The following is a 19,787-nucleotide window of genomic DNA, read 5'->3' on the forward strand; positions in this document are numbered from 1 at the left end:
GATGAATGAATGGTGGGCATTCTTTCAGGAGCGCGGTGCCGACATCGTTACGGCACTCCGTGAACATTTGACGATTACAGCAGCTTCCGTGCTGCTTGGCTGCTTGGTTGCAATTCCATTAGGAATCCTGCTCGTCTACAATCGCGTGAAATGGGTGAACAGCATCGTGTTCTTCGGCGCGAACTTGTTGCAGACGATTCCGAGCTTGGCATTGCTTGCTATTCTGATCCCGCTGATGGGGATCGGGATGAAGCCTGCGATTATTGCTTTGTTCTTGTACTCCATTATGCCGATTCTGCGCAATACGTACGATGGCTTCGAGTCGGTTGACCGCGGTGTGCTGGAATCTGCTCGAGGTATGGGGTACGACACGATGCAGCGCATTCTTCGCATACAGCTCCCTTTGGCACTTCCTTATATCATGTCGGGGATACGAATTACGACGGTATATATTATCAGTTGGGCCACGCTTGCAGCACTGATCGGTGCAGGTGGTCTTGGACAGCTCATCGTATCCGGTCTTGGCGTAAATAAGCCGGAATTGATCGTTGCGGGAGCTGTTGGGGCCATCGTACTTGCATTCGTCATTGACGCATTGCTGGGCTGGCTTGAACGAGCACTGACACGCCGTTTCGGACGGACGAGCAGCATGGCCGCATAAATTGCCGTACGTGAACGGGGTGGACAGTCGGATAAATGTACTAGGGAAATTGGTTTAATTGTTTGTCTGCTGCTAATCGCGGTCAGACAGATGAGAGTTACCGATAGTTTGGAGTTAGCTGTAAATGGTAGACTGACGACATTCCGGGAGATGGTTGTCAAATTTTCATGTACAGCTGTGCTAACGTCTGAATAAGGGAGGACACGCATATGAAAATGCGATACAAATGGGCTGCTGGCGGTAGTGCACTTATGCTGGTGATGACATTATTGTTGTCCGCGTGCGGAGCCGATAACCGGATAGTCATCGGCACCCAGACATTTTCAGAAACAAAGATTATTGCAGAAATGTATAAGGCGCTTATTGAGGATCGTACAAATATTAAAGTTAAAGTGCTGCCGGATCTGGCGGCAAGTCCCGTTGTCATTAATGCGATGAAGAAGAACGAGGTGCAGATGGCGACCTTGTATTCGGGTGAGATTTTCAACAACCACTTCCCTGTGAAGGAAACGAAAGATCGCGGGGAAGTGTTGAAGCAGGCCCAAGAGGGCTTTGATAAATATTTTGATTTCAAATGGTATGAACCGCTTGGCTTTGAAAATACGTATGCCTTCACGATCCAGAAGAAGCTCGCGGATGAGAAGGGGTATAAGGCGATTTCGGATGTAGCGAAGGATGCTGACAAGCTGCGGCTTGGTGTCGATACGACATGGCTGGAACGCGATGCGGATGGATACAAGGGATTTCAACGAACCTACGGCTTCGCCTTCGGCAAGGAGTTCCCGATGGAAATGAGCCTTGTGTATGAGGCGGTGGCGAACAATCAGGTAGATATCGTGCTTGCGTATTCGACGGATTCGCGGTTGAAAGCATACAACCTGACAACAATTCAGGATGACAAACAGTTCTTCCCGCCTTATGATGCATCGCCAGTGATTCGCAAGGATGTGCTGGAGAAGCATCCGGAGCTGAATGACGTGATCGGACTGCTTCTGGGAACGCTCGATGAGAAGACGATGATTGACCTCAATTATCAGGTGGATATTGAGAAGAAGAGCGAACGGGAAGTTGCGGTTGATTATTTGAAACAAGTCGGCCTATTGCAGGGCGAATGAAAGGGGGATATGGATGAGTAACTACGAATGGTCAATTGCAGATTTACTGTCTTACATGGGAAGGAACAGCGGCATGCTGTGGGAGTATTTTGTGACGCACGTGATGATGGTGATAGGCGGCATTGTTCTGGCGCTCGCGATTGGTATCCCTCTCGGTGTGCTCTGCTCCAAGAATGAGAAGCTGGCCAAGTTCATTCTGGCCGTGACAAGCATGCTGCAGGTCGTACCGAGTCTGGCGCTGCTTGTGCTGTTAATGCTCGTATTTGGACTTGGAACGACGACCGTGGTCGTTGGCTTGTTATTGTATTCCTTGAACCCGATCGTACGCAATACGTATGTCGGCTTGAAGCAGGTGAACGGCAGCTACGTGGAAGCCGGACGAGGGCTCGGGATGAGCTCTTTGCAGTTGCTGTTCAAGGTAAGATTTCCACTTGCGCTGCCCTATGTTATTTCTGGGCTTCGCATCGCGGCTGTCATTGCAATCGGGGTTGCCACCATTGCTCCACTTGTTGGTGGCGACGGACTAGGAAGAGAGATCTATTCCGGCTTGAACGGACAGAACCCGCTCCGACTGTACGCAGGTGCGATCCCTGCGGCGTTGCTCGCTATTGTTGCTGATATCATATTCGGTGTGCTGCAGCGCAAGCTTAATTTCGCTCATCGGACTTCGAATTCAGGATCCAAGCAAGGTGCCGCGTCTTCGAAGTAAGGCACACGCACGAAAAGTAAATTTATACGCTACATGCTGCGAGGCATAATCGAGAAGGAAGCACCGGGAATCGGTGCTTCTTTTTATGGACTGATCCAACTGACAGGACGATGTGGCACGAAGAGTTAGGATGTGAACAAAACATGAATATCTTTATATTATTGTTACATTTTGGAATATTTGCGTTATACTCAAAATGAACAGGGTTGCTTTTACGGGCGAGCTTGTAAGCAGCAGCGAGTCAGATCAACCGGAAGCAAGAACGCCCCATATCAATGACTTGATCGGGGGAAAGCAAAAATGGGACAAGCATTGCTTCAATTGTACTCCAATGTACAGAATGCGAATTTAGAGATGCAGGAAGATGTTTATTATCAATTTCGCAAGCTTGTATATGCAGACATTTATGCCATCGTTCAAGATCACTCTTTAACGGAGGATGTCATTCAAGAAGCCTCGATGAAGGTGCTGGCTAATGTCCATCGTGTGCAGCATCCTGCCGCTATACGATCATGGGTCAAACAAGTCGCGCGCCATGCTGCGTTAGATGTTCTTCGCAAAAATAAAAGCCACTATATCCAACCAACTGAGTCCATGATTCACATGGCGAACCCAACCTCACTTTCTACGGAACCAGATATATCGATTGAAGTAGAGAATAAAATGCGAGATTCCTTGCTGCATCAGGCGATATGGGAATTGAAGTCTCACTACCGAGGCCTGCTTCATATGCACTATTTTGAAAATAAATCGTATAAGGAGATGTCCAAGGAGTTGCACTTATCCGAGCAAGTGATCAGCCAACGTCTGGCCAGAGCGCGGAATAAGCTGCGACAGCAATTTTCAAAGAAATGGTCGTAAGGTTGCATTCGGGATGTCATGATATTTTTCGTTAGAAAAATCATCGTGGATGCGTCTTTAGTAATAAGACCTTCCGTTCCTCCCAATTACAAGGTCTCATACAATGACGAGAAAGGGGTAAGTCCACGATGAAGAAAAAGTTTTCAATCGTAACGGTGCTAAGCCTCGTCCTGCTGCTTGTCTTTCAAATGAGTGTAGTGTCTGCAGCCGAAGACAAACTCTCAGAGACGCTGCCGGCAACCATGCAAGAGAATGAATTATCTCTGCAAGCCACAATGGATCATGCGGAGCCTGTTACACAACTCATGAAAGCCGCTCCTGCGGAAGGCTTAGACGGCACTTTGGAACATACGATTATAACTCCCATAAATTTGAATGATGCCGAGGCAATATTGCCTCAATCAAGCGCCTTGCGCACATTGGCAGAGCCATCCAACACGGTGACGACCGCCACATATAGCGGGGTTATCCCGAAGGAAGGAGAAGCGGTTCATTTATATCCGATATATGTGAAGCCTGGCGACGTACTTCAGGTACAGCTGGATCCACCATTGTCTCCTCAGTTGAACTACGATTTGTATTTATATGAATTCGATATGACGACAGGCAATCTCAATACGACACCAATCGATTACTCGATTTACGGAACATATATGAATAATTACGCCAACGGAACACGCACGTTATCAGAAAACGTCGGCACCAAAAACACGACGTCTGGAGATAAAGCGTATCTCATCGAGGTTCATGCCAAGCAGGGCGGAAGCATTAATGATCCGTTTAACGTCACACTTGCCATCAGCTCAGAATACGACGCCTATGAGACGGATGAAAATGCATTTCACGCCTACGGATTTACGGTAAACACATCTGGGTCATCATTGAACACACGCTCTATCAGCTCACCTATTGATAATGATTGGTTCGCTATCACTGTACCGGAAAATCGCAATTATGACGCTTTGAATCTCACGCTGGATGCCGCCTCAACAAGCAAAGGATATAAGGTTGAGGTGTATGGTGCTTATGAAGGCAATCAGATGAAGCTATTGTCGTCTCCGGCAGATCAAAATGTACGAATCGGAACCGGATCGTTCTATGTTCGCGTCTACACGACTGGCCAATACGACAATAGCAATTATACGTTGACGGTGAGACCGGTGCTGCGTGCAGATAAAATTGTCATTACCGGATTTAATTCGAAGGAAGGCCCGAATGATTATCCTACTTACCGCTACGGCAAGCATTTCCGTGCCAAGGATACGCTCACAGTATACGGCAGGGTGAGCACCTCAGATAATTATGCAGTAGCTAATGCGAAGGTGGATGTTCTGTGGTTGAATGAGAATTGGACAGAGGGAAGCGGCAATCGTACTCGCACTGCTTCCGTGTATACAGATGTGAATGGGAATTTCACGGCTACATTAAGTCTGCCGGCTTCAACAGGCAGCATAAGCGAATTTTTACCGGGAGCTATTAATTTTACGCATTATTATGACTTGAGTGGCATTAACGTACAAGTGTCCGAACGTCCGAGCGTAAGTGCAACGGATATTATCTATCACTTTGCTTATAGCTTGTACGGAGGAAGAGGTTAGTTCTTTACGACGAGGGTAAGCGCAATGATTACCGGTTTGTCTTAATCTTTAATATAAGTAAGCAGCACAAAGCCTCCAATCTCGCCTGCAAGCGTATTGGGGGCTTTGTTGTATGTTTGGGCTTATGGTTTCTTACTGACTTTGGAAGTAGATGTAAATTGTTGCCTGACATAGGTCGATATAGGTTGTAGAATCCTGAAATAACCATCTCTAATTCACGATAAGTCAAACGATGATTCCATCATGCGGGAGGCAGGCCATGAAAATAAACAGTGTACAAATTTCGCCGAAGCTGTATGACAGCAACGGACAAATGAGCAAGCAGACGAGAACAGTTACCGGCATAATGAATGACGTCAAGCACGACTCCGTTGAAATTAGCCCGACCGGACGGCAGCTAGCTGTCGGAGCTATTGAACATCACGTTGGTTCTTACTATGGCAATGCGGATATCCATGATTCCCTGCAGCGCATATTGGAAGGTAAATCCCCTGAAGTCAGGAAAGCCGTCTATACGATTATAGAATCCAATCTTGCTCCTGGGGGATCTGTTCCTGATGAAGTCGATCGCTACGCCTTGCAGGAACTTGGGCTAACCCAAGCCAAGTATGTTGCACGGCATTATTTTGACGAAAAAGAGGGTTCCGAATTGCTGAGTACGCTCAATAACATAGCTGTGCTATCCCGAAATCCGTCAGATGGAACGGGAGTTGGGGCAAATCCATACAGGGAACCCACGCCAAAACCAGTTGGGGCCCCGGACGACTATGTCAATATTACGGATTTGATGAAACGGTTTGCGCCTGAAAGTCATCAGCAGTTGGAGGAAGCTATCATCAATGGTGGCGACTGGTTTGGTGTTCTGATGAAGTTTGCACAGCGAATCCCGCAAAATAAGGACTGGATGAAGAAGTATCGAGAGGAAATGGATGCTGCTAAGAAAGAGGCCTTGCCTATAAAACTAGATAGCCGATTTGATAAAGCGAACCTGATGGATATGCGAACATTTAGTAAGGATATTCATCAAATGCTGCAGCAATTGCCGAGAATCGATCGTGAAACAATGGATCGGAATAACGCCTATTTTGCACATGTAATTGGACATACGGTGGCATCGAAAAATTGAATTATTGACGCAGAGTCGCGCTTTTAGGGGAATATAAGCTGCGGCTCTTTTTTTATATATGCCGAAATAATAACACATTTTTTTCAATTTCATATGTCAATGTTGACACAATGTAGAGTTGAGGATTACACTAGAAAGAGAGCCATGTCGTCTAAAAGCTTTGACATGGATGAACGGGCGTATTAGAAATTGATTATAGAAAGCTGTGATGTATGTCTATGGAAGAACAAGGTCAACCTATGATGACCAACCGTATGTTTTGGAGTATTATTTTCGCTATATTTTTCGGCAACTTCTTGGCTGTATTAAGTACGAATACAGTCAATATTGCGCTGCCTGTCATGATGAATCATTTCAATACCGATCTGACAACCATCCAATGGGTATTGACGGGATTTATGCTGGCAACAGGGATTATTGCTCCTGCTGTTGGATATTTGGGCAACCGATTCAGTACGAAGCGGTTGTATGTATTTGCCCTTAGTGGGTTTGTGATTTGCTCGATATTGTGTGCAATCTCGTGGAGCGAGTGGAGCCTAATCGTCTTCCGAGTCCTGCAAGGGATGTTCAGCGGCATTATTATGCCAACGACGATGTCGGTCGTCTATCAAGTGATTCCCCGTGAACGGCAAGCGATGGCGATAAGCCTGTGGGGCTTGTCTGCTATGCTCGCACCCGCAGTGGGGCCGACACTCGCCGGATTGATTGTCCATGTTGGGGATTGGCATTGGCTGTTCTGGATGAATGTGCCGATTGGATTGATTGCCATTGTGTCAGTGCTGCGCTACATTCCGATGTATCGTATTTCGAGTGGAGAAACGTTCGATAAACTTGGTTTCTTCTCCGTCGCAATGGGCAGTCTGTTACTGCTACTTGCCTTCGGCAATTTGTCGAATTGGGGATGGGGCTCCTGGAAGACAATTGGCTGCATCATTGTCGGCACAGTTATCTTAATTGCATTTGTTCGCCGCTCACTTCGCATTGAGCATCCGTTGCTGAATTTCCGAGTGTTCCGGTATAAACGATTTGCCTTCAGCATGATCCTCGTTACGATCATTACCATTAGCTTGTATGCGGGCGCGTTATTAACGCCGTTATTTCTGCAGCGGGTACAGGGTTCCTCGACGCTTGTATCAGGTTTAGTTCTCCTTCCTGCATCAGCGCTTATGGCTTTCGTGATGCCGTTCACAGGACGCTGGTATGAACGGTTCGGTCCAGTGAAACTGATCACTACCGGTCTGCTGCTGATGGTGATTGGTACGTACGAGCTGGGACGATTGCAGGTAGATACGCCTCACAGCTACATTACGCTGTGGATGGCAGTTCGCAACGTAGGGATTGCTCTTGCCAATACTCCGATTTTGAATGCAGGCATGTCTGCAATTCCGCGGGAGCTGTCTGGGTACGGATCTTCGATCAACAGCTGGCTGCGTCAAGGGATGGCAAGTTTGTCTATCGGCCTGTTTACGTCCTTGCTGGCTGTACGCGCGCTTCATCATGCAGGGGATCTGCATGGCGTGATCGCCGACGCGACATTGCTGAAAAATACAGCATTCACGATGAGTATCAATGAGGTGAACATGATCAGCATGGTCATGACCTTGATCGGCTTGCCATTCGTCTATTGGCTTGGGAAGACGCAGGGGAAAGTTGCTCCGGAAAAACCAGTTTTTGAGGGAAACTAAAATCTATCATAATAATTGAATAATAGAATGATAGCAGAGCCAACTGAAATGAGTAGGCTCTGCTTTTTTATAAAGAAGTACGAAATGATAGTTTACTAAAGCTAAAGAAAGTATTATTATGATGATATAAAAAGGGGTGGATGACGATGGGGAAAATGTCGGAGCATTTGGATTATGAAATAACAGATAGTAAATCTCGCTTAAAATCGGTACAAGAAATCATTTCAAATTATGATGAAGATATCGTGCGTTATTTTGACGAAGTATATAACCCGCATATCGGTCAACATGGGATGTTAAGTGACAGCAGCAGGGTAGCGAAGGACTTAGAATCGTTAGCAAATTATTTGCTTTATACTCAAGATAGTGATGCTGCCTCCGATACAATTACGGCATATCGAAAAAAGCGAAACCAAATTCGTGAGTCTGCCATCGAAAAAATAATTGTGGTCGAGGAGTCAAAAAAAGAATCGAGTCGTTCCATTATCAAAATTCCAAAACTAAAGGTTCTTAAGGAGGATCGATTAGTATATGCAGAGCTAAAAGAAACGGGTAAAACCATTGAGCAGATTGATAAGCTCATAAAAACGAGAACAGATTCGAAGGGGCTGCAAATGCCAGCAACAGAGATCAAAAAACTAAAATGGATTCGGACAGACATTCAAAAGGACGAAATTGCAGTAAAAAATGAACTTAAGCAATACATTAGATTCAATAAAATCAGCAAAATAGAAAAAGATAACAACCAACTTTCCTATATTCGATTTGACGATATTGAGATTGTTCGAACACTGTTTGAATGCTATACGGAGTTGAAAGAGAAGTCATACGAAGATACTCACGGATATTTAAAGCTAGTGATGCTTAATTTTGAAGAATTAATGGATCATACCGTAATGAAGAACTACATGAAGGATGTATTCATGTGGAAAATCGAAGGTTGCACACATGACATCATGATTGAGCGGTTAAATCAAAAATATCAATTAAAAATGACCAAACCTGCACTTAGTAAAATGACAAGGGATACGATTCCATCTATGCTCGTAGAAACATATAAACAAAGTAAAGAAGATTGGCTATATACATATATATTGCGTGGAAAATATAAGACATGCAACTGTTGCAGGCAGAGCTATATTGCGAGTACAAAATACTTCAGTCCTATGAAAAACTCGAAATCAGGACTTCGTTCGATTTGTAAACAATGTCGTAAATCCAAATATAGAGAGTCATGTCATACTACAAAAGCAAAATAAAGTACTATATTATATGAGGAGTATGGTGATTTCTGTGAAGAATTATTTCTTATTAATTATTTTATTGTCTGCGTATATGAATAGGAGCGAGATGAAGAACAATGGAGAGTCTTGATTTAAAACTGAAATTATTAGGAGGAAGGCCGATTTATGCAAAGAATTTTGGTGACATCTATCCGTTGAGAATAAGAGACATTATTGATGTAGGATATTCAGAATACATGAAATATTTAAACATGGTTGCGTTAGATAATAGCAATCTCCTGAAGGAGGCACCGGAACATATGGATACGCTTGAGCTATTGTTATTGGGAGGTGGGGATGAGATTGTTGATCTTCTCTTGCAGTCAGTTTCCTTCTTTCTCAGAGCTGAAGTGTACCCGGATAAGGAAAACGTAGGCTTAATCGTTACAATGACTGATGGAGAGACACGTCAAATTAATAAAATGAATTATAAAGAGATTCAGGAAATAATTAAATGGCAAAATTACATCAATCATTTTGATGAAAAAAAGGGAAAAGAGTTCGATCCGGCAGATGAAGAAACTAAAAATTTAAAAGAACAAATGGATAAGCTGGCAAAACAACGAGATGAACTAAAGCGGCGGAAAAATAGACTAGATGATGAAGATAACGCCGATTTAGATTTCTTTGATATCCTCGCAGCCATTACCTCTAAATCATATAGTATCAATGAAATTAACATGCTGGACTTAACGGTGTTCCAAGTGTATAGGAAGTTCAAGCGGCTTGAGATTATCGATCAGTATGATATTAGTATTCAATCAATGCTGGCAGGGGCCCAGAATGTTCAGCTTCGTCATTGGTCAAGTAGAGATAATTAAGGGGAAAATAGGATTGGAGAATAGAATAACCAAAAAACAATAAATCATTACGTATAAGTGACTATTTAGAATGTAAGCAACTCAAACATAACTTATTTAAGGAGAGGATTTATTATGGCACGATTTGGAGTTAAAGAGGTAGCAGATGTAATGTTCTACAATTTGTTGACGAATAAGGCAGAATTGTACTTGGATACATTGAAGCTATCTAATCTGGAAAATACGGCAGAAAGCAGCTTTGCCACTGGCGGTAAAGGCGGAAGCCGTCTTGTAGGTTGGGATTTCGGTCGTACAGCTACATTTAATATCCAGGACGCACTGTTGAATCCAAAATCCATTGCGATGCAAACAGGCACTGGGCTGGAGAAACGCACGGAGATGATTTATGAGCGTGTGGTAGCAGTGGCAACTGACGGCGGTTCGAATATTTCGAAAATTGTTCTTGAAGAAAAGGCAGATAAAGATTCTGTTCAAATCTACTTCTCTGAAGATGGCTATAGCCAAGGAAAAGAAGTGCCAACGGCATCAATCACAGTAACGGACAAGGAAATTACGGTTCCATCCAGTGACCTGCCAGTTGGTCAAAAGGTTATTGTATACTTTACTTACCAAACAACGAGTGACGCAGAAGTTCTTACGATTAAGTCCGATAAGTTCAGCGGCTACTATCGTGTCGTTGGTAAAACGGTATGGCGTTCTGAAACGACAGGTAAGGATGAGAAAGTTCAAATCGTCATTCCGAAAGCGAAAATCGGTTCCGAGTTTACATTGACTATGCAGCCTGATGGAGATCCATCCGTATTCGATATGAAATTGGATGTATTTAAAGATCCAGCAAGCACAGACATGGTTAAGATTGTTCGTTACTAATATCAAAGACTAAATAAAGTATCTAATCGAAGGCGAGAAGGGTTCTCCTTCTCGCCTTTTTTTTCGAATTTTAATAAAATGAACATTTTATTTATAAATTGACGATTCAGGAGTGAACACAAATGGCAAAGCGAGTAAAAAACTTAAATTATGAACTGATTACACAAATGAACGAGAAGTTCAACGAAACGAAAAAGGTTGTCGTTACGATTGACATTGGGGAAAAGGCTCAGCAGTTTGGCTTAGAAATTTGTAAATATTTTAGTCCCGCCAAAATGGATTCCTGCATTACAGAACTGATCGATAAGCTTGACCAAGCTAAATTGCAAGATAAGGAGAAGTATGAACAAATTATCGTTCCGTATTTGATGTTTTTAACGGTGAAGCATTTTACGACATTAGAGCTTCCTTCTACATTGAGTGAGCAGCTTCAAGCCATTGAAACCATGATTAATACAGGAACATTGTTTCAGATTTATATGAGTTTTGAGGAGAAAGAACTCGAAAGATTGTCAAGCACCCTGCGAAGTGCAATCGATAATTTCAATGCAAATGCGAAAGAATTTGAAGAACTGAAAGAAAAAATGAAAACACAGTTAGTGGATAAAAGCCTAATGGAATAAGAACAGGGGATAGTCAGTTGTCTAGCAGAAAATATATACGGTACGTAACAAAAGAGAAGTTAGAAAAGGTAGCGAATGAAAATAAACATTATGTGAGTTGTTATTTTACATATAAAAGTCTTAGTGAATCCTCCCAATTAAGTTACTTATCTGATTTTAATCAATGGTTGGTTTATCTACATGACAGAGTTGAAAGAGGGATTGTGGCAGAAGAGGATATATTGAAATGTTTGAATGCCGAGAATGGGATCGACAGAATGATATCGCTAATTGAGGATTTTATTTCGTTTTGCATCGTGGAGCTAGGAAATAATGAACGAAGAATTCAACGAAGATTAAGTTCGATGTCGTCCTTCTTCTTGTATTTGTTGAAGGAGCGAAAAATCCGTTCTAATCCGCTTGATTATATTGAACGTCAAACTAAATAAAAGGAGAAATTTCAAATGGAACTAAAAAATGCAGAGGTTGAGCCTTTAATTACCTTTTTGATGAGCTTTGGACTAACAGGACAGAAATCGCGAATGCGAACCAGATTCGTGAAAGTCTTAATGGAGCGCCATAAGCTAATTCAGGAAGAGCATGCGGAATTGATTCGCGAGTTCGCTAAGCTGGACAGCAACGGTGAGCCTGTTATTATCGAATCGAACGGTCAGCAAATGTATGATGTGCCTGATCGAGAAGGCTTCCAGGGTGAGTATTTTCTATTGTTAAATGAGAATTTTATTATAGAGCAAAATACAGAGCGTAAAGAAATGCTGCTCTTTATAAAAGAATTAATTTTAGAGTGCGATAAGACTTTTAAAGGTAGCGAGGCCTTGGAATATGACAGATGGTGCGATATTGCGGAGATGATTACGTATGAGTGATATGGGTGAGGGGTGCGAAGAGCACTCCTTTTTCTTTTATGTACTGAAAAGGGGTGTTAGATGATGACGAATGATCAGACGATTTTAGTAGGCGTAGATATGAAAAATGCTGAAAAAGATATAAAAAAACTGATCGCAAACATTAGCAAAAAGTATAAATTCAAGCTGGAACTTATTATCCAGAACAAAGATAGTGTTATTCGCGAAGTAAATAGCATACAAAAATTAATCGCCTCGATTGGCAAGATTGATATCGACTACGGGCTTGGCAAGGCTGGCGAAGAAATCAATAAGTTAAAAAGATCGATCAAGGAACTGTCTAAAATCGATGTTGCGAAAGTAGGAAAGGAATTTGTAAGACAGCAAAAAGAAGCCAAGCGCCAAACGGATGAGTTAGTGGGGGCATATGCTCAATTGCTGAAAATGCAATCAACAGCTGCTCAAAACCAACCCGCTATGGTAGTTAACGAGAAAAATGAAGCTAGTGTGCAAGGTACGGGGACAAAGGCATCTTCTTCGAAGGATAGTAAAGCAAAAAAGGAAGAATCAATTCCAGATAAGCTAGCTGCTGCAATGAATGGCATTCCGTCATGGCAACGCGCGTCCGAGTCATTTGAATTTTCGTTCAAGTTCGGCGATCAGATGAAGAAGGGATTCGAGCAAGTCGTTGAACTCGATAGGGCCATGATTGACCTGAAGAGCACGTCCGGGGCAAGTTCGCAAGAATTAGATGCGTTTAAAGACCGTGCCTTTGGAATCAGCAAAGAAATGGGTATTGCTTCAGCTTCCGTTGTAAAAGCAACCACAGAGTTCCAAAAGCTGGGCTACACGTTGGAACAGTCAACGGCGCTAAGTGAAAATAGTATGCTGCTGTCCAAGGTAGGCGGCATGGGCATAGGGGACGCGAGCGCGAGCATCATAGCCGTATTGCGCGGCTTCGACATTGAAGTCGATAAATACGGGAACAATGTCCGCAGCGTCGTTGATATGTTTACGGCGGTTAAGAATAATTACTCCATCACGTCAGAAGGCTTGGGCAGCGCGTTGAAAGATTCGTCTTCTGATCTGAAAAAGGCCGGCAATACGGTTCAGCAATCTATTGGAATGATTACGGCAGCGAATATTGATCTGAAAGATCCGGAAAAAGCCGGAGAAGGATTAAAAACCATTGCCATGAGATTGCAGGGGCTCTCTGAGAGCGGCGAAAAAGTAAGGGGCGCCGTTCCGCAAATCGAAAAAACATTTGCATCCCTCAATGAGAAATACAAGTTGATGGGCAGCGGCGCTCTGAATGTAATGAAAGAGGATCAAACGACCTTTAAGTCCACCTATGAAATCTTCCAAAGTCTCTCTCAGGTATGGGATAAATTGTCGAAGGAAGAGAAAGTGGACGTTTCCAGCAAAATTGGCGGGGATCAGAGCGAGATCGTATCCTCCATCATTGAGAATTGGAGCAAGGCCAAAGGAGCAACCGAAACAGCTATGAGCTCAGCCGGATCGGCGGCTCAAGCATTCAATAAACATTCGGATAGCTTCGAGGCGCGTATCGGGAAGTTGCAGACCTCTCTTTCTGAATTTTGGAATACGTTCAGCAATTCAGAAGTCATTAAAGATATTATTTCTGGGCTAACAACATTAGTAGAATTTCTTACAAAAGTAACGGAAATGATAGGTGCTCTTCCTATAGCTACAGTTTTTGCCGGGCTCAGCGGGTTGTCTAAATTTGATGCCTTGAAAAATCTCGTTATGGGCAGCAGCAGCATTGGCACTTTTTTCTCAGTAATAGGAAAAGGTATAGCGAGAATTGTCCCATACGTGGGTGCACTTCTTATGATTGGGGAAGTAATTCAAGGTCTGTTTAACATTATCAACAAACCAGAGAACGATCGAAAAGATAGATTAAAATTCCTCGATGACGATACCAAAAGAATTAAAAAGTTTAAAGAAGACTATGACAGCATTTTTGATGGAAAGAATATGGATGTTGATACCTTTGAGAATTTGCAACTTAAAGGTAAAAGCCGAACAATAGAGGAAGAGGAAAAGTATTTAGGTATTATTGAGCAAATAAAAACGAAGATGCCCGAACTTATATCCCACTATGATGAATATGGGAATGCTGTAGCAAAAAGTGCGGATGAAATAAAGAGGCTTCGAGTAGAAGAAGAGCAAAGGGAACTAAAAAATAATAAAGAAGAGTTGAAGTTAAAGTTAGATGGCGGTTTTGGAGAAGTAGATAAAAATATTAAGGAAATCAGAAACAACAAAAAACAAATCGATTTCCAAGATACGCGGCTTGACTTTGCAAAAAGAGCAAGAATGTTCATTGAAACGGACATTAAAGACATCAAATTTGATGATATAGAGGGTATAAAAGAAGCTTTCACAAATAAAATGAATCCAATTTTTGATGCCTTACCAAAAGATAAAGCTCTAGACGTTGATCCGTTCTATACTATTCTCATAAATAGCTTACAAGGATCACCCGATAGAAGTGCAGCCTTAGCAAATTTTGATAAGTTTATAAATGATATTATCTCTAAAAAAGAAGAATATGAAGTAGAAAATCAAAACTTGAAGGACAGTATCATTCATGGTTCTACCGAATTTAATGAATCTATTAACTTAGCCTTTCAGAATTATATTAACTCAAGCAATATACCTGTAGGTTCAAATAAGTTTTTATTTATAGAATCCATAAAGCAAATATTTATGGAAAATATAGATGATTTCGGTGAAAACACAAAAGATGCTGCTCAAAAGATCCCTTCGTTTATTAATGAAATAATGGGGGCAATTCAAAGTAACAAAATATCTATAGATGATTTAATGAATGTAAAACCAGAACAGGCTAATAATATGCTTGATGTTATAGATAATATAAAAGAGAAATTGAGCAAAAATCCGGTTAATAATCCGTTCCTCAAATTATTCAATGACATAAGAGTTGGACATCAAAAAGCAGCTAACGAAATAAATAACACGAGAATGAAAATAGATCCGAAAAATGCGAAAGAGATTGAAAATCTCCGTTCGGCTTATCATAAATTAGCAGATGGCCAAAAGCTATCTAAAGATTCGATTACTGAATTGCTAAGTACGTATCCTTCCTTAAATGATGCAATATATATTGAAAACGGGAACATTCAACTTACTGCAGATGGTTTAAAAGATTTAATGCAGCAAAGAGAAAAAGAATTTCAAGATGATATCGATAAGAAGAAGAAACAAGGCATTGCTGCTAAGGACAAAGCAGTCGATACAATTGAGGCAATCGAAAACGAAATTGATGCTCTCGAATTGCTTATGGATGCTCGAAATTTATACGATGTTGATGTAGATAAGATTTATGACGACGCAAAAAAGAAAAATGATGAAATAGAGAGCAATCGAAAAAAAGGAATTTACACGACTACTATCGATGAAATAAATGCAGCAAAAGAGCTTACACAAGCTGGTTATAATCGTCATATAAAGCACGAATATTATGGAAATAAAGAAAAACTTAAAGATATAAAGAAAAAAGTAGCTGCTAAAAAAGAACAAGCTTCTAGTGGTAGTTCTTCTGGGGGGAGTTCTCATTCATCTAACCCGAAACCCGAACTTCAAGATGCAATCTATGTGGTAGACAAGTATAAAGAACATATGGATGAACTTACTCAGTCCATAGAAAAACAGCAAAGAATTCAAGAGAAGTACAGTACGTGGTCTAAGCAGCACCGGCAGGCTCTTTCTGAAGAAATCAGATTGTCTGGAGAGAAGAAAAAAACGATTGACAATGAAATTAGCTCTTTAAAAGAACAAATCAAGCAAAAACAAATCAAGAAAACCGGTTATATGACCGTTGATAAAAATAAAAATGCAAACAAAACGAAACAAGCGATTGAGGCAGAAATTGCGCAAGAAATAGCTCAAGCGACAGAACGACTCAATGATTTGCAATCTCAATCATCTGAAATGGAGTCGGTCATTGCAGAGCTTAATAGTAAGAGGGTTGATGCTACTGCTTCTATGTACAGCCATCGAAGAGAAACGTTATCCGAGAAAATAGATTATCAGGATTACGTAATGGATTTATATGACAGCACAACCCAAGGATATCGTGATCATGCGGCTGAAAAAATCCAATTATTAAGTTTGCAAAAGAAAAGTTATCAAGACGAAATAAATTTTTATGAAGAACAATTAAAAAATAAAGATTTGTCGGAACTTAAAAAAGACGAATTAAAGAAGAGTATTGAAGGAAATTATTCTGAAATGCGTCAAAAGGATAGGGCTATTAATTCGGAGAAAACAAAAATAGCAAACTCCGTCATCGACAAACATCTATATCGCATGAATGACGAGAGCAAAAAATATGCCAAAAGCATTCAGCAACTAGAGGATAATATTCGCTATGACGTGGATAAAGAAGATGGGGATTATGCGAAGCATATCGGATATTTGCAACAAATCGCTGGCTTGCGCAAGGGTGAGGCCAATGATATTAAAAACAATATTAAATTCCTTAAGTCGCAGTTGGAGTTAAATAAAAACAACAAAGATATCGTGGAACGTTTGACCGATGAAATCGAGAAACAAGAGGATAAGCTGCAGGATACAGAACGGTCGGTTAAGGATCTGAATGTCAGCGTAAAAGAAATTTATGAAAAGGCAGCCGATCGATATGTCGAGCTGTACAAAGAAAAACTCGAACTCTTAAAAAAAGCGGACGAGGAACATTATCGGTTAAAGCTCGAACAAGAAAAACAAGTTCATGAGAATCGGATGAAGCAAATCGATAAAGAGCTCAAGGCTTTGCAGGATGCCTACGATCAACAAATGAAGATGCTTGATCGCACGGAATCCACGCGGACCTATGAAAATGATTTGTCCAAAAAACAAGACGAAATAACGGATCTCAAAAAACAAATCGACTTGTTATCCATGGATGATTCCTATGAAGCGAAAAGTCAAAAAGCCGACTTAATCAAGCAATTGACCGAGAAAGAACAGGAGTTGTCCGAATATCAGCATAATCGGGAAATCGAGCTCCGCAAGAATAACCTGGAGGACGAACTGGACTCGGAGCAAGAAAAGCTGGACAGCAAAAAAGAAAAGATGGAAGAGGAATACAACAACACGGTCAAATTGTTGGAACAGAAGGCGGAGGAACGGCAAAAGTTCTGGGAAAATGAACTGAACAACGAACAAAAATTTGCCGATATGCGCAAGCAAGTATATGAAGGCAACTTCAATGAAATGCTTGAAACCGTCAACACTTGGTCTGGAGAAGTCGATTCCAAATTCAATGAACTTGGACAAACGGTTACGGAGAATTTCACCGATAAAGTAAAGGAAGCAATTCGTGAACTCAACAAATTAAATGACTCAAAGCTTGGTTCCATGGGTTCAATCGTCAACGATGCGAATCCCCATAACCTCGACGGAAGTAATAAACCTACCGCAGGCCTCCCAGACAACAGCTTACTATCCACGAAAGACAAAATCACTGAAATGATATCCAACAGTAAGAAGTGGAAACTGACCACTGATGAAAAGGAAAGAAAAAGATTAGAGGAAGAGAACAGAAAGCTAGGAAAAGAAATAGGTGCAGTATACAAGTATGGGACATGGTATAAGGACGGAAAGCCTCTGCACCAATTCGATACAGGCGGCTATACGGGGGATTGGAACGGGAATTCAGGTAAATTAGCGCTGTTGGATAAAAAAGAACTCGTATTAAACGCCGAGCAGACAAAGCACATTTTGGACACGGCTCGCATCGTGGAACAAATTCGATCGGCTGTGCCTAGTTTCCCTGTTGCTAATTTCATGCAGGCATCAATTCCGACTGTCATTCCTGCTCCAGCCAATGAGCAGCATGAATATAACATTGAGGTCAATGTGAATGGAAATGCAGATCGAAATACGGCAGATATCGTGGCAACGGAAATCGTAAACAAACTGAAGCGAACTAGAGGGGGGAGATTTTAATGCTGGAAGGCGTTCATTTTTATTATGACAGCATATATTCCGTCGATATGGGATTATTGAATTGCAAACTAGACGGAGGCATGTTCGAGGAGAGCTTGTTGCCGTCAAGAAGCATTGTTGAGAAAAAAGTAAGCGGCAGACATAAACCGTATTTTCAGGCAATCGAATTAAGCCCGCTCGAATTTAATCTCACATTTGCCTTTGAATTTCATTATGACGAACGGCGTATCCGAGAAGTTGCCCGTTGGCTGTCACAGCCTTACTATAAACCTTTCTATACCGTCGATAATCCAAACCGGGTATTTTATTGCATGCCGGATGGAGACGTGAATCTCATTCATAATGGATTGAAGCAAGGCTACATTACCTTGAAGATGAGATGCGATGGTCCATACTCCTATACGCCCAAGACTTTGAAGGAAAAGATGATGTTCGACGGCACAAAACTGACAAAAACGATTCAGGAAAACACTTTTACTAATGGGATGGGTACACAGCAAAATATCGAAATCGTCAACGGAGCTTTGCAGGTAAAGAGCGGAAGCACGACATGGCTACAATATACAGGAATGAAATGGAGTGATCTATGATGATACAGACAAAGAAGATGGGGTTAAAAAAGCCGCAAGTATCGGATCAGGTCGATCAAACTATCGCATGGTTGGCCGATAATTTCCAAGTGATCGATAATCATTTTGAAGAGCTAATATCCGACGCAGCAACTCACCCCGAGATGGGTGAGTTTTTTCATGCAGGGAAGAAGTTTTGGAATAAGAATGCATCGCGCGGCGATTTCGCAGGTTGGGTAAATGTGCGGGAAGGCGTATTTGCGCCCTCATGGCAGAAGCAGTATTCCTATGCGGCAGGCAACAAGGTGAAAGCCTCTCCGGATAATGGCCATTATTATGAATGCATCATTGGCGGTACAAGCGGAATGAAGCAGCCAACATTCCCGACTACATCAGGAAGTCTGGTATATGATCTGTACGGACATACGGCATGGAAGCCATCTTACCATTATAAGCTAGATGAAATTGTCGTTGCTACGAATGGTGATATGAGCTATTACTATAAATGCATTATTGAAGGCGCTTCGGATTCCGTAGAACCTGCCTGGGGCAATATTAGCGGTTCGACCATTGTCGACGGCAGCGTGCACTGGTATGTGTATAAGACCGTTCAATGGAAAGAGATGGGCGCCAGCTGCGAATTCGTGCCGTTCGGTACGATTGGTAATTATAAGGGAGAAGCCACGATTGAGACAGTAGGCACCCTTAAAAAGGGGAAATGGGAAGCAGACACTGTCGAGCTGGCTCATGGAGGAACCGGAGCTACAGACGCTGACGGAGCAAGACGAAACCTCGGGGCAACCGGGAAATATTCCAAAACACTCGGAGATGGTCTTTCCACGACCTATACAATCAAGCATCAACTGAATACGCAAGATGTAGTTGTCATGGTACGGGAGGCGGAATCTCCGTTTGCGGCAGTAGATGGTGCCCAGATTAATATGATGGATGAGAACAACGTCATTCTGACATTCCCGTCCGTACCTGCCGTCAACCAATACCGAGTTACCGTCATTGGCTAAAT

General features: G+C 42.1%; 15 protein-coding genes. All 15 read left to right on the top strand.

Features of this window, described 5'->3' with window-relative positions; all coding sequences use genetic code 11:
• The first annotated feature begins 1 nt into the window (after position 1).
• The 15 genes from RQP50_RS01990 (at position 2) to RQP50_RS02060 (ending at position 19,785) form a co-directional block, all read left to right on the top strand.
• Positions 2-661, top strand: coding sequence for an ABC transporter permease (locus RQP50_RS01990; RefSeq protein ID WP_028531715.1), 660 nt, complete (start codon positions 2-4; stop codon positions 659-661).
• A gap of 209 nt (positions 662-870) precedes the next feature.
• Positions 871-1,776, top strand: coding sequence for a glycine betaine ABC transporter substrate-binding protein (locus RQP50_RS01995; RefSeq protein ID WP_072727336.1), 906 nt, complete (start codon positions 871-873; stop codon positions 1,774-1,776).
• Positions 1,777-1,789: 13 nt separating this feature from the next.
• The gene (locus RQP50_RS02000; RefSeq protein WP_072727335.1) at positions 1,790-2,485 is read left to right on the top strand and encodes an ABC transporter permease; all 696 of its coding nucleotides are present in this window, start codon (positions 1,790-1,792) and stop codon (positions 2,483-2,485) included.
• Positions 2,486-2,785: 300 nt separating this feature from the next.
• Entirely contained in the window at positions 2,786-3,346 is a 561-nt protein-coding gene (locus RQP50_RS02005; RefSeq protein WP_072727334.1) for an RNA polymerase sigma factor, read from the top strand.
• A gap of 128 nt (positions 3,347-3,474) precedes the next feature.
• Positions 3,475-4,944: a hypothetical protein gene (locus RQP50_RS02010; RefSeq protein ID WP_315742829.1), complete on the top strand. Its 1,470-nt coding sequence runs from the start codon at positions 3,475-3,477 to the stop codon at positions 4,942-4,944.
• Between the two features lie 259 nt (positions 4,945-5,203).
• On the top strand, positions 5,204-6,070 hold the full coding sequence (locus tag RQP50_RS02015) for a hypothetical protein (protein ID WP_315742831.1): 867 nt from the start codon (positions 5,204-5,206) through the stop codon (positions 6,068-6,070).
• A gap of 212 nt (positions 6,071-6,282) precedes the next feature.
• On the top strand, positions 6,283-7,755 hold the full coding sequence (locus tag RQP50_RS02020; protein ID WP_072727331.1) for an MDR family MFS transporter: 1,473 nt from the start codon (positions 6,283-6,285) through the stop codon (positions 7,753-7,755).
• A gap of 146 nt (positions 7,756-7,901) precedes the next feature.
• Positions 7,902-9,014, top strand: a complete 1,113-nt coding sequence (locus RQP50_RS02025; RefSeq protein ID WP_315742833.1) for a hypothetical protein — start codon at positions 7,902-7,904, stop codon at positions 9,012-9,014.
• A gap of 101 nt (positions 9,015-9,115) precedes the next feature.
• Positions 9,116-9,859, top strand: a complete 744-nt coding sequence (locus RQP50_RS02030) for a hypothetical protein (protein WP_315742835.1) — start codon at positions 9,116-9,118, stop codon at positions 9,857-9,859.
• Between the two features lie 114 nt (positions 9,860-9,973).
• Positions 9,974-10,729, top strand: coding sequence for a hypothetical protein (locus tag RQP50_RS02035; protein WP_315742837.1), 756 nt, complete (start codon positions 9,974-9,976; stop codon positions 10,727-10,729).
• A gap of 122 nt (positions 10,730-10,851) precedes the next feature.
• Positions 10,852-11,352, top strand: coding sequence for a hypothetical protein (locus RQP50_RS02040; RefSeq protein ID WP_315742839.1), 501 nt, complete (start codon positions 10,852-10,854; stop codon positions 11,350-11,352).
• 443 nt (positions 11,353-11,795) lie between these two features.
• Positions 11,796-12,218 carry a hypothetical protein gene (locus RQP50_RS02045; RefSeq protein WP_021256327.1) on the top strand — a complete coding sequence of 141 codons (423 nt, stop codon included), beginning with the start codon at positions 11,796-11,798 and terminating at the stop codon, positions 12,216-12,218.
• A 60-nt stretch (positions 12,219-12,278) separates the two neighbouring features.
• On the top strand, positions 12,279-18,194 hold the full coding sequence (locus RQP50_RS02050; RefSeq protein WP_315742842.1) for a phage tail tape measure protein: 5,916 nt from the start codon (positions 12,279-12,281) through the stop codon (positions 18,192-18,194).
• Positions 18,194-18,784, top strand: a complete 591-nt coding sequence (locus tag RQP50_RS02055; RefSeq protein WP_315742844.1) for a phage tail domain-containing protein — start codon at positions 18,194-18,196, stop codon at positions 18,782-18,784. Before RQP50_RS02050 ends, RQP50_RS02055 begins: the two co-directional genes overlap by 1 nt.
• Positions 18,781-19,785, top strand: a complete 1,005-nt coding sequence (locus RQP50_RS02060) for a hypothetical protein (RefSeq protein WP_315742846.1) — start codon at positions 18,781-18,783, stop codon at positions 19,783-19,785. The genes RQP50_RS02055 and RQP50_RS02060 overlap by 4 nt, the downstream gene beginning before the upstream one ends.
• The last annotated feature ends 2 nt before the right edge of the window (positions 19,786-19,787 follow it).

Source organism: Paenibacillus suaedae (assembly GCF_032337355.1).
In the GTDB taxonomy this organism is placed as follows: domain Bacteria; phylum Bacillota; class Bacilli; order Paenibacillales; family Paenibacillaceae; genus Paenibacillus_B; species Paenibacillus_B suaedae.

Excerpts from the sequence above, each read along its gene's own strand:
- RQP50_RS01995 (WP_072727336.1), top strand. The coding sequence starts at position 871 with ATGAAAATGCGATACAAATGGGCTGCTGGCGGTAGTGCACTTATGCTG.
- RQP50_RS02035 (WP_315742837.1), top strand. The coding sequence starts at position 9,974 with ATGGCACGATTTGGAGTTAAAGAGGTAGCAGATGTAATGTTCTACAAT.
- RQP50_RS02050 (WP_315742842.1), top strand. The coding sequence starts at position 12,279 with ATGATGACGAATGATCAGACGATTTTAGTAGGCGTAGATATGAAAAAT.
- RQP50_RS01990 (WP_028531715.1), top strand. The coding sequence starts at position 2 with ATGAATGAATGGTGGGCATTCTTTCAGGAGCGCGGTGCCGACATCGTT.
- RQP50_RS02015 (WP_315742831.1), top strand. The coding sequence starts at position 5,204 with ATGAAAATAAACAGTGTACAAATTTCGCCGAAGCTGTATGACAGCAAC.
- RQP50_RS02060 (WP_315742846.1), top strand. The coding sequence starts at position 18,781 with ATGATGATACAGACAAAGAAGATGGGGTTAAAAAAGCCGCAAGTATCG.
- RQP50_RS02020 (WP_072727331.1), top strand. The coding sequence starts at position 6,283 with ATGTCTATGGAAGAACAAGGTCAACCTATGATGACCAACCGTATGTTT.
- RQP50_RS02000 (WP_072727335.1), top strand. The coding sequence starts at position 1,790 with ATGAGTAACTACGAATGGTCAATTGCAGATTTACTGTCTTACATGGGA.
- RQP50_RS02055 (WP_315742844.1), top strand. The coding sequence starts at position 18,194 with ATGCTGGAAGGCGTTCATTTTTATTATGACAGCATATATTCCGTCGAT.
- RQP50_RS02010 (WP_315742829.1), top strand. The coding sequence starts at position 3,475 with ATGAAGAAAAAGTTTTCAATCGTAACGGTGCTAAGCCTCGTCCTGCTG.
- RQP50_RS02005 (WP_072727334.1), top strand. The coding sequence starts at position 2,786 with ATGGGACAAGCATTGCTTCAATTGTACTCCAATGTACAGAATGCGAAT.
- RQP50_RS02040 (WP_315742839.1), top strand. The coding sequence starts at position 10,852 with ATGGCAAAGCGAGTAAAAAACTTAAATTATGAACTGATTACACAAATG.
- RQP50_RS02045 (WP_021256327.1), top strand. The coding sequence starts at position 11,796 with ATGGAACTAAAAAATGCAGAGGTTGAGCCTTTAATTACCTTTTTGATG.
- RQP50_RS02030 (WP_315742835.1), top strand. The coding sequence starts at position 9,116 with ATGGAGAGTCTTGATTTAAAACTGAAATTATTAGGAGGAAGGCCGATT.
- RQP50_RS02025 (WP_315742833.1), top strand. The coding sequence starts at position 7,902 with ATGGGGAAAATGTCGGAGCATTTGGATTATGAAATAACAGATAGTAAA.